Below are 15,165 nucleotides of genomic sequence, written 5' to 3'. Positions count from 1 at the left end.
TCACATTTACCAGCTTTTTCCGCTCTGGCTGTTGCCATACTTCACGGGCGTCCAGACAATGTTACCGATAACAACATAACGCTAACAATAATGGGCAGGTCCCTGACATCTTCGCCGGAGTAAAACAATGAACAACTCTTTTCCGTCCAATCATGTATTTGTGCTGATGGGCGTATCCGGCAGCGGCAAATCGGCCGTTGCCAATGCCGTCGCTTATCATCTGAAAGCGGCCTTCCTGGATGGCGATTTCCTGCATCCTCGCAGCAATATTCAAAAGATGGCGGACGGTCATCCCCTGAACGACGACGACCGCCGTCCCTGGCTGAAGGCGATTAACGACGCCGCGTTTGCTATGCAGCGTACCAATCAGGTTTCGCTGATCGTTTGTTCCTCGCTGAAAAAGAGCTACCGCGACATTCTGCGCGAGGGCAATGACAACCTGTCGTTCATCTATATGAAGGGCGATTTCGATACCATTGAGGGCCGTCTGCGCGCGCGTAAAGGGCACTTCTTCAAGCCGCAGATGCTGGTCACGCAGTTTGAAACGCTGGAGGAGCCGGGCAGCGACGAGCGCGACGTGCTGGTCGTGGATATCAACCAGACGCTGGATGAAGTTGTGGCTACCACTATCGCCACCATCGAAGGTGCGATAAATAAGTAGGGTGTCATGGCAACTGCAACACTGGTATTAACCGCGGCAGGCTCTGTCCTGCTGCTGCTGTTCCTCGTGATGAAAGCGCGGATGCACGCCTTTCTGGCGCTGATGCTGGTCTCTGTCGGCGCCGGGATCTTCTCCGGAATGCCGCTGGATGACATTGCCGCCACCATGCAAAAAGGCATGGGCGGCACGCTGGGCTTCCTGGCCGTGGTCGTCGCGCTGGGTGCGATGTTCGGTAAAATTCTGCACGAAACCGGCGCGGTCGATCAAATAGCGATCAAGATGCTGAAAACGTTTGGTGAAAGCCGCGCGCATTACGCGATGGGCATCGCCGGGCTGATCTGCGCGCTGCCGCTGTTCTTTGAGGTGGCGGTGGTGCTGCTGATCAGCATCGCCTTCGCCGTGGCGCGCCGCACCGGCGACAACCTGGTCAAGCTGGTTATCCCGCTGTTTGCTGGCGTGGCGGCGGCGGCGGCGTTTTTGCTGCCCGGCCCGGCGCCGATGCTGCTGGCTTCGCAGATGCACGTCGATTTCGGCTGGATGATCCTGCTCGGCGTCTGCGCGGCGATCCCCAGCATGCTGATCGCCGGCCCGCTGTTCGGCAACTTTATCAGCCGACACGTGGAATTTACTCTGCCGACAGAGGACAACCATCCTGAGTTTGATGAGAGCAAGCTGCCCTCGTTCGGCTTCAGCCTGTCACTGATCCTGTTTCCGCTGGTGCTGGTTGGGCTGAAAACCATCGGCGCGCGCTTTGCGACTGAAGGCACTTCGCTCTATGAGTGGCTGGAGTTTATTGGCCATCCGTTTATCGCCATTCTGCTCGCCTGTTTGCTGGCGATCTATGGCCTGGCGTATCGTCAGGGCATGGATAAAGAGCGGGTGATGCAGATTTGCGGCAGCGCGTTGCAGCCGGCGGGTATCATTCTGCTGGTGATTGGCGCGGGCGGCGTCTTTAAGCAGGTGCTGGTGGATTCGGGCGTTGGCCCGGCGTTGGGGCATGCACTGACCGGCGCGGGCCTACCGGTGGCGCTGGCCTGCTTTATCCTGGCGGGCGCGGTGCGCATCATTCAGGGCTCCGCAACGGTCGCCTGTCTGACGGCGGTAGGACTGATTATGCCGGTAATTGAACCGCTGCATTATTCCGGCGCGCAGATGGCGGCATTATCCATCTGTATCGCGGGCGGTTCGATCATTTTCAGCCACGTTAACGACGCGGGCTTCTGGCTGTTCGGCCGTTTTACCGGCGCAACCGAAGGGCAGACGCTGAAGACCTGGACGATGATGGAAACCATCCTCGGCACTACCGGCGCTATCGTGGGTATGATCGCCTTTGCGCTGCTTTCTTAATGTATTGATCGGCGGGCGGCTTAGCGCCGCTCGCCTTTTTCTTTTGCTGAAGGAGGAAAAATCAGAAAGGGGAACAGCAGGTAGGGCGCAATAACTAATAAGGCAACCATCCCACGAGAATAGCCGGCTTCGTTGGCTCTGCGGACGCCACGACCAGACCGATCCCAAACAGTAAAATCTTGCCGTCAGCAGCCACTCTTTGACAGTCGCGATTGATTGTTATGCAGGCAACGGCTTCTGAATTACTTCTGAACCGAGCGGCGTAACATCGCATCCGGCAACGGTGCACCCAGATTTCCGATCCCGCCAGCTTCACGAATGGCAGATGAAAGTTCGATTGCTCGCTGGGTTTTATGCTGTCGAGCCATACGCATTACCTCTTCACGAGTTAACCCGTGTGCTGAACGCCCGGTTTCACAATCAGGTTTCAATGACATAGATCCCCCATTCCCTGTATTTTGAGACGTAATGATAGCCTGAATTTTGTTCATTTTCACTCAGTACTTCGTCATATAGCTTGCCAAGCCCGGGCCGGACGGGAATAGCTACCACGGCCTGCGGCGCGTATTTAGCAACAAAATCCGTGATTGCTCCGCCCACTGCTTTTAACATAAATTCTTTCAGCTCGAGCCAGGAAAAATTCATTTCTTTACCCGGCGAAAATAGAGGGGAATCGGTCATGACTGCTTCTAACGTGTAAAAATTGAAGAGATAAAAATCGTTTTGAAGGGTGTGAGGAGAATAGTCACCTGCGAAAATTTCATGAAACTGACTGGGCAGGCGTTCTATATCAATAATGTATTCCTCTGTCTTATCCGCTCTTTTTTCAACCGTAGCGATATAGCAGACGTTTCGGGTACGCATCGGCAGCTTAAAAGGCTGTACCGTAATTTTCATCATTGCCAATCCTTTGGACTTATCTTATCCGCTGTCAGTTAATAAATTCGCCTGAAAATTATACAGACCTTCAGAGAGTACAGACAGCGTTTGTTACTGTACTACCGAATAACTGATGCCCTGTTCAGGGGGTAAAGGCGCAATGCCGCCCGACAGAAGCGGCAAAACATTTCATACAGTGGTTGTGTCCCGATCAGAGCTTCAGATAAGCGCGGATCCCGTCCAGGAACATCTGGGTGGCCAGCATAATCAGGATCAGGCCCATCAGACGCTCCAGCGCGTTAACGCCTTTTTCGCCCAGCAGCCGTAAAAACAGCCCCGAAAAGAGTAGGATCGCCACCGTAGCGCCCCAGGCGATCAGCAGCGAGCCCGCCAGGTAGCCGATGTTGTTGGGATACTGATGCGACAGCAGCATTAGCGTCGCCAGCAGCGAAGGGCCAGCCACCAGCGGAATGGCCAACGGCACCAGAAAAGGTTCTTCGCCTGCGGGTAGGCCACTGCTGTTGCTTTCGTGCGAGGGGAAAATCATCTTGATAGCGATCAGAAACAGGATAATGCCGCCGGAAATCGAGACGGTCTCCGTTCGCAGGTTCAGAAACGCGAGAATTTTTTCACCGGCAAACAGGAACAGCAGCATAATCGCCAGCGCGATCAGCATTTCCCTAATCAGCACCGTCCGACGACGTTTCGGCTCCAGATGCTTTAAAACCGACATAAAAATCGGCAAATTGCCCAGCGGATCCATAATAAGCAGCAATAATATGGTCACCGAAATCATCTCTGTCATGGGTTTCTCCTTCTTTCCACCGGGGCTGGTCTTCCGTTATAAGCAGCTCTGCTAAAAAAGCCGCGCTAATCGAATTAATTCACTTGCCACTTTTGCTGCATTTTGTAAGGTGATAGCCATATTTCTTTCTTATCACTTACTCTAACAGGTCAGGCGTTTTTGTCGCAGACAGTTTGCCTTTCGCCAGCGGGCGGCTCAAGGCTACTCGCAGACGGGCAAACCAGCCTGAAACAGGTGCAATATGAAATCAGTAGGCTTAATTGGTTGGCGCGGCATGGTCGGTTCCGTGCTGATGCAGCGGATGACGGAAGAGCGCGACTTTGACGTCATTCGCCCGGTATTTTTCTCCACGTCTCAGCATGGTCAGGCCGCGCCGCAGTTTGGCGGTCAGTCTCCGGGCCTGCTGCAAAATGCGTATGACCTGGACGCGCTGAAGGCGCTGGATATCATTATCACCTGCCAGGGCGGCGACTACACCACCGAGATTTATCCAAAGCTGCGTGCGGCAGGCTGGCAGGGGTACTGGATTGATGCGGCCTCCACGCTGCGTATGCAGGACGACGCGCTGATTATCCTGGATCCGGTCAACCACCACGTTATTCGTCAGGGTCTGGACAAAGGCATTAAAACTTTTGCGGGCGGCAACTGCACCGTCAGTCTGATGCTGATGTCGCTGGGCGGCCTGTTCGCCCAGGATCTGGTGGAGTGGGCGTCAGTGGCGACCTACCAGGCGGCTTCCGGCGGCGGCGCGCGGCATATGCGTGAGCTGCTGGCACAGATGGGAATGCTGCACGACGGCGTGGCGAAAGAGCTGCAAAATCCGGCCTCCGCTATCCTGGATATCGAACGCAAAGTCACCGAGATGAGCCGCAGCGGCGTGCTGCCAACCGATAACTTCGGCGTACCGCTGGCGGGTAGCCTGATCCCGTGGATCGACAAACAGCTGGAAAACGGCCAGAGCCGCGAAGAGTGGAAAGGCCAGGCGGAAACCAACAAGATCCTGCAGCCGGCGCGCACTATTCCGGTCGACGGCCTGTGCGTGCGCGTTGGCGCGCTGCGCTGCCACAGCCAGGCGTTTACGCTGAAGCTGAAAAAGGATGTGCCGCTGGCGGAAATCGAACAGCTGCTGGCTGCCCATAACGAATGGGCTACCGTGGTGCCAAATGACCGTGAGCTGACCCTGCGCGAGCTGACGCCAGCGGCGGTGACCGGCACGCTGAAAACGCCTGTGGGCCGTCTGCGCAAGCTGAATATGGGGCCGGAGTATCTTTCTGCCTTTACCGTTGGCGACCAGCTGCTGTGGGGGGCCGCCGAGCCGCTGCGCCGGATGCTACGACTGCTGGTGGATTAAGACCGCCTCGCCCTGCCAGAACGGCAGGGCGCTTTCACCTGCACGCGGTCGTGCCTGTCGTGCCGCGAAGGTTACTTTTCCATTTTTAATTTCCATATCTTTCCCAACATTAACGATAACAGTTGCGCTGTTTAAACATTCATCAACGGTCAACATGTCGCGATCGGTGAAAGCGGTTAACCGTGCGCCTTAACTGCATTTGTTCCCTGAGGGGAATTTTATCGCTCCGGCTTCCCTGCTTTTCCATGCCGCTTACTAATCTGTGAAAGTTTGATCTGAAAGCAATATTTTTTCTTCATTCGACCCTGGCTTTACTGGCGCCCTGGCTATGCTTAGCTGTATCGCCCGATTACGGGATGTTTGGCGCTGTCTGCCACGTCCGATCACGTTTTGAGTATTCAACAGAAGTTGTCGCACGCTGCGGCGGTTTTTTGCACAGGATGTCAGGCCGTACCCGCCAGCGTGCTTTTGGCTCAATGAAGAGCAGCGCATTCGTTTTTTTCTGAAAAAGGATCGCCTGCCATACATTACAGGTACAGTCATGTCAGAGCTTACGGATCGCCGGTTAATTAATGCGTTAATTTCCGGTCATTATGCTGACCCCTTTTCGCTACTCGGCATGCATCAAACCCCAAAGGGATTGACGGTGCGCGCCCTGTTGCCGGACGCCACCGAAGTTTGGGTAATCGAAACCAATACCGGCCGGAAATGTGCTCAGCTGGAATGTATTGATTCACGGGGATTTTTCGAAGGCGTGATCCCACGCCGCAAAAATATGTTCCGCTACCAGCTGGCCGTCACCTGGCACGGTCAGCAAAACCTGGTGGATGATGCCTATCGCTTTGGGCCGCTGCTGAAAGAGCTGGACAGCTGGCTACTGGCGGAAGGCACCCACTTACGTCCCTATGAGAGCATGGGCGCGCACTCGGACGTGATTGACGGCGTTATCGGCACCCGCTTTTCCGTATGGGCACCTAATGCCCGTCGTGTCTCCGTGGTCGGCGATTTTAACTTCTGGGATGGCCGTCGCCATCCTATGCGGCTGCGTCAGGAGAGTGGCGTCTGGGAGCTGTTTGTGCCCGGCGCCGTGCAGGGGCAGCTTTATAAATATGAAATCATCGATAAAAACGGGCAGCTGCGGCTGAAATCCGACCCGTATGCTTTTGAAGCGCAGATGCGGCCGGACAGCGCCTCGATGATTTGCGGCATTCCGCCTAAAACCACCATGTCGGAAGCGCGCCAGCGGGCCAACGATTTTGACGCGCCCATCTCTATTTATGAGGTGCATCTCGGATCGTGGCGTCGCCATACGGATAACAACTACTGGCTGAGCTACAAAGAGCTGGCCGAGCAGCTGGTGCCTTATGCCAAAGAGATGGGCTTTACCCATCTTGAACTGATGCCGATCAACGAGCATCCGTTTGACGGCAGCTGGGGCTATCAGCCTACCGGCATGTATGCGCCAACGCGCCGTTTCGGCACGCGCGACGAGTTCCGTAACTTTATTGCCGTTGCCCATCAGGCCGGCCTGAACGTGCTGCTGGACTGGGTGCCGGGACATTTTCCTTCCGATGATTTCGGCCTCGCCAAATTTGACGGCACCGAGCTGTATGAGCACGGCGACCCGCGCGAAGGCTTTCATCAGGACTGGAACACGCTGATTTATAACTTTGGCCGTCGTGAAGTCAGCAACTATCTGACCGGCAACGCGCTCTACTGGATCGAACGTTTTGGCATCGACGGCCTGCGCGTGGATGCCGTTGCCTCCATGATCTATCGCGACTACAGCCGGGCGGAAGGCGAATGGATCCCTAACCATTTTGGCGGCCGGGAAAACCTGGAAGCTATCGCTTTCCTGCGCTACACCAACCGCACGCTGGGCAACGCCGCGCCCGGCACCGTGACCGTGGCGGAAGAGTCCACCGATTTTCCGGGCGTCACGCGTCCGTCCGAAACGGGCGGCCTGGGCTTCTGGTACAAGTGGAACCTGGGCTGGATGCACGACACCCTGGACTACATGCAGGTAGATCCGCTCTACCGCAAGCATCACCACAACAATCTGACCTTCGGAATGCTTTACAACTCCACCGAAAATTTCGTGCTACCGCTGTCGCACGATGAAGTGGTGCACGGCAAGCGTTCTATCCTGGATCGGATGCCCGGCGACGTCTGGCAGAAGTTCGCCAATCTGCGCGCCTACTACGGCTGGATGTACGGCTTCCCCGGCAAAAAGCTGCTGTTTATGGGCAATGAGTTCGCGCAGGGCAAAGAGTGGAATCACGATATCAGCCTGGACTGGCATCTGCTGGAGGGCGAGGACAACTGGCACAACGGCGTGCAGCGCCTGGTGCGCGACCTGAACCATACCTACCGCGAGCATCCGCCGCTGTATCAGCTTGATTTTGACCAGATGGGCTTTGAGTGGCTGGTCGTGGATGATTTTGATAACTCGGTGTTTGTTTTTGTGCGCCGCGATCGTGAAGGCAATGAACTGATTGTAGTCAGCAACTTTACGCCTGTTACGCGCTACGACTACCGTTTCGGCGTTACGCAAGCGGGAAGCTGGCAGGAAGTGTTGAATACCGATTCCGCGCATTATCACGGCAGCAATGTCGGTAATCTGGGATCGATTAGCAGCGAGGCTATTCCGAGCCATAACCGCGAACACTCAATCAGTATGACCTTGCCGCCGCTTGCTACGGTGTGGCTGGTCAGGGAGGCCTCATGAGTCAATTGCAGCCCGGTAAATCCACGCCGACAGGCGCGACCTATGACGGCAAGGGCGTAAATTTTACGCTGTTTTCGCAACACGCCGAGCGGGTAGAGCTTTGCCTGTTTGACGAGCGAGGCATTGAAACGCGAATGGAGCTGCCCGCCCGCACCGGCGATATCTGGCACGGCTATCTGCCCGCCGCCAAACCAGGCCAGCTTTATGGCTACCGCGTTCACGGCCCCTGGCAGCCCGAAGCCGGGCATCGCTTCAACCCACACAAGCTGCTGATTGACCCCTGCGCGCGCGAAGTGATCGGTGAAGTTACTGACGATCCTCGTTTTCAGTGCGGCCCACAGGTTTTGGATACCAAAGACAGCGCGGCAGTTGCACCGCGCAGCGTGGTCGTGGCCGATGATTTCGACTGGGAAGACGACAAATCGCCGCGCGTGCCGTGGGGCTCCACCGTTATTTACGAGGCTCACGTACGCGGCCTGACCAAACGCCATCCCGGTATTCCGAAAGAAATCCAGGGCACCTATGCCGCGCTGGGCCATCGGGTGATGATCGACTACTTCAAGCGGCTGGGCATTACCACGCTGGAGCTGCTGCCGGTCGCCTTCTTCGCGCACGAGCCGCGTCTGCTGCGGCTTGGGTTGACCAACTATTGGGGCTACAACCCGCTGGCGCCTTATGCGCTGGATTCCCGCTACGCTTCCGGCGTGAACGGCGTGCATCCGCGTGATGAATTCCAGCAGGCGGTGAAAGCGCTGCATGCGGCAGGCATTGAAGTGGTGCTGGACGTAGTGTTTAACCATACGGCCGAGCTGGATGAAACCGGGCCGATGCTGTCGAAGCGCGGCGTGGATAACAAAAGCTTCTACTGGCTGGACGAGCAGGGCAAGTATGAAAACTGGACCGGCTGCGGCAACACACTCAACATCAGCCATCCTAACGTGCTGGACTGGACGCTGGAGTGCCTGCGGTACTGGGTTGAGGTTTGCCATGTCGACGGCTTCCGCTTTGACCTGGCGACGGTGCTGGGCCGCACGCCGGAATACCATCCGCACGCCTCTATTTTTGAAGCGATGCAGGAAGATCCGCTGCTCTCTCAATGCAAGCTGATTGCGGAACCCTGGGATATCGGCCCGGACGGCTATCAGGTCGGCAACTTTCCGCCGCCGTTTGCCGAATGGAACGACCAGTACCGCGACACGATGCGGCGCTTCTGGCTGAACGGCGACAGCAGCAATGCTGAGTTCGCCAAACGTTTCGCCGGCTCCAGCGATATCTTTAACCAGCAAGGGCGACTGCCTTCGGCCAGCATCAACCTGATCACCGCGCACGACGGCTTTACCCTGACCGACCTGGTCTGCTTTAACGAAAAACACAACGAGGCCAACGGCGAAGATAACCGCGACGGTCACAACGGCAACTACAGCTACAACCACGGCGTCGAAGGGCTGAACGCGCCGCTGCTGGTAGCCGAGCACCGTTTGCGCAGCGTACACGGCTTATTGACCACGCTGCTGCTCTCGCAGGGCACGCCGATGCTGCTGGCTGGCGACGAACACGGCCACACTCAGCACGGCAACAACAACGCCTACTGTCAGGATAACGAGCTGACCTGGCTCGACTGGGAAAACAACAACAGCGGACTGTTTACTTTTACTGCTGCCCTGATCCACCTGCGCAAACGCATTCCTGCGCTTCAGGCCGATCGCTGGTGGCAGATTGACGACGGCAACGTGGAATGGCTTGGGCCGGACGGTCAGCCGCTGTCTGCCGACGCCTGGCACCACGGCGAACGCAGGATGCAGATCCGGCTGTCGCAGCATTGGCTGATCGTGATGAACGCCACCGAAGAAGTGTGCGACATCACGCTGCCACCAGGGCGCTGGCACGCCATTCCGCCCTTCGCCGGGGAAAACAACCCCATTCTGTTAACTGTCTGGCATGGAGCCGCGCACGGTGTGTGCGTGTTCCAGGAACAACCATAACAGGAGTCAGGCATGGCCACTTTAGATAAGAACGACCCTCTGATGTTGGCAAGACAATTGCCGTCGCAAACTGTAGCCCTGATCCTGGCGGGCGGACGCGGCACGCGCCTGAAAGACCTTACCGCCAACCGCGCCAAGCCTGCCGTCCATTTCGGCGGCAAGTTCCGCATTATCGATTTTGCCCTGTCAAACTGCCTGAACTCCGGGATCCGACGGATTGCGGTGATCACCCAGTACCAGTCGCACACGCTGGTGCAGCATATCCAGCGAGGCTGGTCGCTTTTTAACGAGGAGATGAACGAGTTCGTCGACCTGCTCCCTGCCCAGCAGCGCCAGACTACCGAGCACTGGTATCGGGGCACGGCGGATGCCGTGACGCAGAATCTGGATATTATTCGGCGCTATGAAGCGAAATATATCGTGATCCTGGCCGGCGACCATATCTACAAAATGGACTACTCGCGCATGCTGCTGGACCACGTGGAGAACGGCGCGAAATGCACCATTGCCTGCCTGCCGGTGCCGATTGAAGAGGCCAGCGCCTTCGGCGTGATGGCGGTCAACGATCAGAACAAAGTCGTCGATTTCCTGGAGAAACCGGCCGATCCGCCGTCGATGCCGGGTAACGATACCCTGGCGCTGGCGAGCATGGGCATCTATACCTTTAACGCCGACTATCTTTATCAGCTGCTGGAAGACGATCTGAAAATTCCCGAATCGAACCATGACTTCGGCAAAGATATTCTGCCGAAGATCGTAGCGACCGGCGAAGCGCTGGCGCACTCCTTCAGCCTGTCCTGCGTGCAAAGCGATAAAGACGCGCCGCCTTACTGGCGCGATGTCGGCACGCTGGAAGCTTACTGGAAAGCCAATCTCGATCTGGCGTCGGTGACGCCGGAGCTGGATATGTACGACCGTGAATGGCCTATCCGTACCCATATGGAGCCGCTGCCGCCGGCGAAATTCGTGCAGGACAGGTCAGGCAGTCATGGAATGACGATGAATTCACTGGTATCGGGCGGCTGCATTATTTCCGGCTCGGTGGTAGTGAATTCCGTTTTGTTTTCACGCGTAAGAATCAATTCTTTCTGCAATATCGAATCCTCTGTGCTGTCGCCGGATGTGGTAGTGGGGCGCTCCTGTCGCCTGCGCCGCTGCGTTATAGATCGTGCGTGCGTGCTGCCCGAAGGAACGGTAATCGGTGAGAATCCGGATGATGACGCGCGCCGTTTTTACCGCTCGGAAGAAGGCATTGTGCTGGTGACGCGTTCCATGCTGGCGAAGCTGGGCTGGCGCAGTTAACCGCATAAAGTACAAAAATAAAGCACAGGTATTTGATGCGGAGGAACGCGTCAGAACAAGGTAAAGGAGCCGATAATGCAGGTTTTACATGTCTGTTCAGAAATTTTCCCGCTGCTGAAAACGGGCGGGCTTGCTGATGTTGTGGGAGCATTACCGGCGGCGCAAATTGCACAAGGGATTGATACTCGCGTATTGATCCCGGCGTTTCCGGACTTGAAAAAAGGGATACCGGATACTGAAGTGGTCGCCCGACTGCATACTTTTGCCGGCTATGTCGAGCTGCTTTATGGACAGTACGACGGCGTAGGCATCTATCTGATCGACGCGCCGGGACTGTACGATCGCCCCGGCAGTCCGTATCACGATGAATCGCAGTTTGCCTATACGGATAACTATCTCCGTTTTGCGCTGCTGGGCTGGATGGGCTGCGAAATTGCCTGCGGACTGGACACCTTCTGGCGACCGGAAGTGGTTCACGCGCACGACTGGCACGCCGGTCTGACCTGCGCCTATCTGGCCGCCAGAGGCCGTCCGGCAAAATCCGTGTTCACCGTACACAACCTGGCGTATCAGGGGCTGTTTTACGCGCATCATCTGGACGAAATCCAGCTGCCGTGGTCTTTCTTCAATATGCACGGCCTGGAATTTTATGGACAGATCTCCTACCTCAAAGCTGGTCTGTTCTATGCCGATCATATTACGGCGGTCAGCCCGACCTATGCGCGCGAGATCACCCAGCCGGAATTTGGTTACGGTATGGAAGATCTGCTGAAGCAGCGGCAGATGGAAGGGCGGCTGACCGGCATCCTGAACGGCGTGGATCCGCTGATCTGGGATCCGGAGCAGGATCTGCTGCTGACCACGCGTTATAACCGCGACGTGTTAGACGCCAAGCAGGAGAACAAGCGCCAGCTGCAAATTGCGATGGGGCTGAAAATTGACGAAAAAGCCCCGGTGTTTGCCGTGGTCAGCCGCCTGACGAAGCAGAAAGGGCTGGATCTGGTGCTGGAGGCGCTGCCTGGGCTGCTGGAGCAGGGCGGTCAGCTGGTGCTGCTGGGCGCGGGCGACGCGGTGCTGCAACAGGGCTTCCTGGCGGCGGCCGCGGAATATCCGGGTCAGGTTGGCGTGCAGATTGGCTACCACGAAGCCTTTTCGCACCGCATCATGGGCGGCGCCGACGTGATTATGGTGCCGAGTCGCTTTGAGCCTTGCGGGCTGACGCAGCTTTACGGCCTGAAGTACGGCACGCTGCCGCTGGTGCGGCGTACCGGCGGCCTGGCCGATACGGTCAACGACAGCTCGCTGGAGAACCTGGCCGACGGCATTGCCAGCGGTTTCGTCTTTGAAGACAGCAATGCCTGGTCGTTGCTCCGTGCCATTCGCCGCGCCTTTGTGCTCTGGTCGCGCCCTTCGCTGTGGCGTTACGTACAGCGTCAGGCAATGGCAATGGATTTTAGCTGGCAGGTGGCCGCCGTGGCCTACCGCGATCTCTATCAACGTCTGCTGTAAAGAACCCAGGAAAATTGATATGAACGCACCTTTCATCTATACCGCCCCAACGCTCAGCGTCGAGGCACTGAAGCACTCCATCGCCTATAAATTGATGTTCACTATCGGCAAGGATCCTTCCGTTGCCAACAAACATGAATGGCTGAACGCCACGCTGCTGGCGGTGCGGGATCGGATGGTGGAACGCTGGCTGCGTTTTAACCGGGCGCAGCTGTCGCAGGATGTGCGTCAGGTCTATTATCTGTCGATGGAATTCCTGGTAGGCCGCACGCTTTCCAATGCGCTGCTGGCAATGGGTATTTACGAAGACGCGCGCGCCGCGCTGGAAGAAATGGGTTTCGATCTGGAAGATCTGATCGGCGAAGAGAGCGATCCGGGGCTGGGCAATGGCGGTCTGGGCCGCCTGGCCGCCTGCTTCCTGGACTCGCTCGCCACGCTGGGCCTGCCCGGACGCGGCTACGGCATCCGCTACGATTACGGCATGTTTAAACAGAATATCGTTGACGGTCGCCAGGCGGAATCGCCGGATTACTGGCTGGAGTACGGCAACCCGTGGGAGTTCCAGCGCTTTAATACCCGCTACAAAGTCCGCTTCGGCGGACGTATTCAGGTAGAGGGCAGCCGTTCCCGCTGGCTGGAAACGGAAGAAGTGCTGGCGATGGCCTATGATCAGATCATTCCGGGCTTTGATACCGACGCCACCAACACGCTGCGCCTGTGGGGCGCGCAGGCGAGTAACGAAATCAACCTGGGGAAATTTAATCAGGGCGACTACTTTGCGGCGGTGGAAGATAAAAACCACTCGGAAAACGTCTCGCGCGTGCTTTACCCGGATGATTCGACCTACTCCGGGCGCGAGCTGCGTTTACGCCAGGAATATTTTCTGGTGTCGGCCACGGTGCAGGATATTCTTAACCGGCACTGGGTGATGCATCAGACGTTCGATAACCTGGCGGATAAGATTGCCATCCATCTGAATGATACCCATCCGGTGCTGGCTATCCCGGAGCTGATGCGCTTGCTGATCGACGAGCATAAGTTCAGCTGGGACGACGCGTTTGAAGTGACCTGTCAGGTCTTCTCCTACACCAACCATACGCTGATGCAGGAAGCGCTGGAAACCTGGCCGGTAGATATGATCGGCAGGATCCTGCCGCGCCATCTGCAAATTATTTTCGATATCAACGACTACTTCCTGAAAACGATTCAGGACTACTATCCCGATGACTGGGATCTGCAGTCGCGCATCTCGATCATTGATGAGAACAACGGTCGTCAGGTACGGATGGCCTGGCTGGCGGTCGTGGTCAGCCACAAGGTCAACGGCGTGTCCGAACTGCACTCTAACCTGATGGTACAGTCGCTGTTCGCCGACTTTGCCGCGCTGTTTCCTGGCCGCTTCTGCAATAAAACCAACGGCGTGACGCCGCGTCGCTGGGTGGCGCTGGCCAATCCTTCGCTTTCAGAAGTATTGGACGACACCATTGGCCGCAACTGGCGTACCGACTTAAGCCAGCTTGACGAGCTGAAGCAGCATATCGACTATCCTGGCTTTTTGAAAAGGATCAGCGATTCCAAGCTGACCAACAAAAAGCGGCTGGCGGCGCATATCGCCCAGAAAATGGATATCGTTATCGATCCTCACGCATTGTTCGACGTGCAGATCAAGCGTATCCACGAGTACAAACGTCAGCTGCTGAACGTGCTGCATGTGATCACCCGCTACAACCGGATCAAGGCCGATCCGGATGCCGACTGGGTACCGCGCGTGAATATTTTTGCCGGTAAGGCCGCGTCGGCCTACTACATGGCAAAACATATTATTCATTTGATCAACGATGTCGCGCAGGTGATCAACAACGATCCGCAGGTGAAAAATAAGCTGAAGGTCGTGTTTATCCCCAACTACAGCGTCAGCCTGGCCCAGGTCATTATCCCGGCGGCCGACCTTTCCGAGCAGATTTCTCTGGCGGGCACGGAAGCGTCCGGCACCAGCAATATGAAATTTGCCCTGAACGGCGCGCTGACCATCGGGACGCTGGACGGCGCCAACGTCGAGATGCTGGAGCACGTCGGCGAAGAGAATATCTTTATCTTCGGCAACACCACGCCGCAGGTCGAGGAGCTGCGCGCCCAGGGCTATAACGCGCGTAAATACTACGAACAGGACGCCGAGCTGCATCAGGCGCTGACGCAGATCGCTACCGGCACCTTCAGCCCGCAGGAGCCTGGCCGCTATCGTAATATTTATGATTCGCTGGTGAATCTGGGCGACCACTATCAGCTGCTGGCGGACTATCGCAGCTACGTGGATACCCAGGACAAGGTGGACGAGCTGTACCGCCATCCGGAGGAATGGACGCGCAAAACGCTGCTGAATATCGCCAATATGGGCTACTTCTCGTCGGATCGCACCATCCAGGAATATGCCGATGAGATTTGGGGCATTAAGCCGATCCGCCTCTAAGCTCTGCCGTGATTAAACGCTTTACCTGAAGACTCGCTGTGCTGTGTTTTTATACAGCGCAGCGAGAGTCAGCCTGAAGAAGTTTCTCCCCGCTTTGGCACTATTTTATTTTTTGTATCAGGCAAATAAATACC

General features: G+C 56.6%; 11 protein-coding genes. 8 read left to right on the top strand and 3 right to left on the bottom strand.

What is annotated here, in order from left to right; translation table 11 throughout:
• Positions 1–127 precede the first annotated feature (127 nt).
• The gene (gntK, locus tag ACA373_RS18705; protein WP_253457545.1) at positions 128–661 is read left to right on the top strand and encodes a gluconokinase; all 534 of its coding nucleotides are present in this window, start codon (positions 128–130) and stop codon (positions 659–661) included.
• Between the two features lie 6 nt (positions 662–667).
• On the top strand, positions 668–2,008 hold the full coding sequence (gene gntU / locus ACA373_RS18700) for a gluconate transporter (protein WP_125289912.1): 1,341 nt from the start codon (positions 668–670) through the stop codon (positions 2,006–2,008).
• A gap of 420 nt (positions 2,009–2,428) precedes the next feature.
• Here gntU and ACA373_RS18695 read toward each other — a convergent pair whose 3' ends face one another.
• Positions 2,429–2,908, bottom strand: a complete 480-nt coding sequence (locus ACA373_RS18695) for a hypothetical protein (RefSeq protein ID WP_253457548.1) — start codon at positions 2,906–2,908, stop codon at positions 2,429–2,431.
• A 190-nt stretch (positions 2,909–3,098) separates the two neighbouring features.
• Positions 3,099–3,692, bottom strand: a complete 594-nt coding sequence (locus ACA373_RS18690; RefSeq protein WP_125289910.1) for a YhgN family NAAT transporter — start codon at positions 3,690–3,692, stop codon at positions 3,099–3,101.
• Positions 3,693–3,933: 241 nt separating this feature from the next.
• On the opposite strand from ACA373_RS18690, the gene asd reads away from it, so the two are divergent.
• Entirely contained in the window at positions 3,934–5,043 is a 1,110-nt protein-coding gene (gene asd, locus ACA373_RS18685; protein ID WP_253457550.1) for an aspartate-semialdehyde dehydrogenase, read from the top strand.
• Here asd and ACA373_RS18680 read toward each other — a convergent pair.
• Positions 5,023–5,199, bottom strand: a complete 177-nt coding sequence (locus tag ACA373_RS18680) for a hypothetical protein (protein WP_253457553.1) — start codon at positions 5,197–5,199, stop codon at positions 5,023–5,025. The genes asd and ACA373_RS18680 overlap by 21 nt on opposite strands.
• Before the next feature lie 385 nt (positions 5,200–5,584).
• Here ACA373_RS18680 and glgB point away from each other — a divergent pair, with 385 nt between their 5' ends.
• From glgB to glgP, 5 genes are all read left to right on the top strand, one after another.
• Complete coding sequence (gene glgB / locus ACA373_RS18675) at positions 5,585–7,771, top strand: 1,4-alpha-glucan branching enzyme (protein ID WP_253457556.1); 2,187 nt, start codon at positions 5,585–5,587, stop codon at positions 7,769–7,771.
• Complete coding sequence (gene glgX / locus ACA373_RS18670; RefSeq protein WP_370734947.1) at positions 7,768–9,753, top strand: glycogen debranching protein GlgX; 1,986 nt, start codon at positions 7,768–7,770, stop codon at positions 9,751–9,753. The genes glgB and glgX overlap by 4 nt, the downstream gene beginning before the upstream one ends.
• 12 nt (positions 9,754–9,765) lie before the next feature.
• On the top strand, positions 9,766–11,055 hold the full coding sequence (gene glgC / locus ACA373_RS18665) for a glucose-1-phosphate adenylyltransferase (RefSeq protein ID WP_253457562.1): 1,290 nt from the start codon (positions 9,766–9,768) through the stop codon (positions 11,053–11,055).
• Positions 11,056–11,130: 75 nt separating this feature from the next.
• A complete protein-coding gene (gene glgA / locus ACA373_RS18660; RefSeq protein WP_125289905.1) occupies positions 11,131–12,564 on the top strand; it encodes a glycogen synthase GlgA in 1,434 nt (477 codons plus the stop codon).
• 19 nt (positions 12,565–12,583) lie between these two features.
• Entirely contained in the window at positions 12,584–15,031 is a 2,448-nt protein-coding gene (gene glgP, locus ACA373_RS18655) for a glycogen phosphorylase (protein WP_253457565.1), read from the top strand.
• Positions 15,032–15,165 lie beyond the last annotated feature (134 nt).

Source organism: Erwinia sp. STN24, from assembly GCF_041320675.1.
Lineage (GTDB): Bacteria > Pseudomonadota > Gammaproteobacteria > Enterobacterales > Enterobacteriaceae > Erwinia > Erwinia aeris.
This window is presented reverse-complemented; position numbering and strand designations above follow the sequence as displayed.

Coding starts and splice junctions, on each gene's coding strand:
- gntK (WP_253457545.1), top strand. CDS start 128: ATGAACAACTCTTTTCCGTCCAATCATGTATTTGTGCTGATGGGCGTA.
- gntU (WP_125289912.1), top strand. CDS start 668: ATGGCAACTGCAACACTGGTATTAACCGCGGCAGGCTCTGTCCTGCTG.
- ACA373_RS18695 (WP_253457548.1), bottom strand. CDS start 2,908: ATGATGAAAATTACGGTACAGCCTTTTAAGCTGCCGATGCGTACCCGA.
- ACA373_RS18690 (WP_125289910.1), bottom strand. CDS start 3,692: ATGACAGAGATGATTTCGGTGACCATATTATTGCTGCTTATTATGGAT.
- asd (WP_253457550.1), top strand. CDS start 3,934: ATGAAATCAGTAGGCTTAATTGGTTGGCGCGGCATGGTCGGTTCCGTG.
- ACA373_RS18680 (WP_253457553.1), bottom strand. CDS start 5,199: ATGTTGACCGTTGATGAATGTTTAAACAGCGCAACTGTTATCGTTAAT.
- glgB (WP_253457556.1), top strand. CDS start 5,585: ATGTCAGAGCTTACGGATCGCCGGTTAATTAATGCGTTAATTTCCGGT.
- glgX (WP_370734947.1), top strand. CDS start 7,768: ATGAGTCAATTGCAGCCCGGTAAATCCACGCCGACAGGCGCGACCTAT.
- glgC (WP_253457562.1), top strand. CDS start 9,766: ATGGCCACTTTAGATAAGAACGACCCTCTGATGTTGGCAAGACAATTG.
- glgA (WP_125289905.1), top strand. CDS start 11,131: ATGCAGGTTTTACATGTCTGTTCAGAAATTTTCCCGCTGCTGAAAACG.
- glgP (WP_253457565.1), top strand. CDS start 12,584: ATGAACGCACCTTTCATCTATACCGCCCCAACGCTCAGCGTCGAGGCA.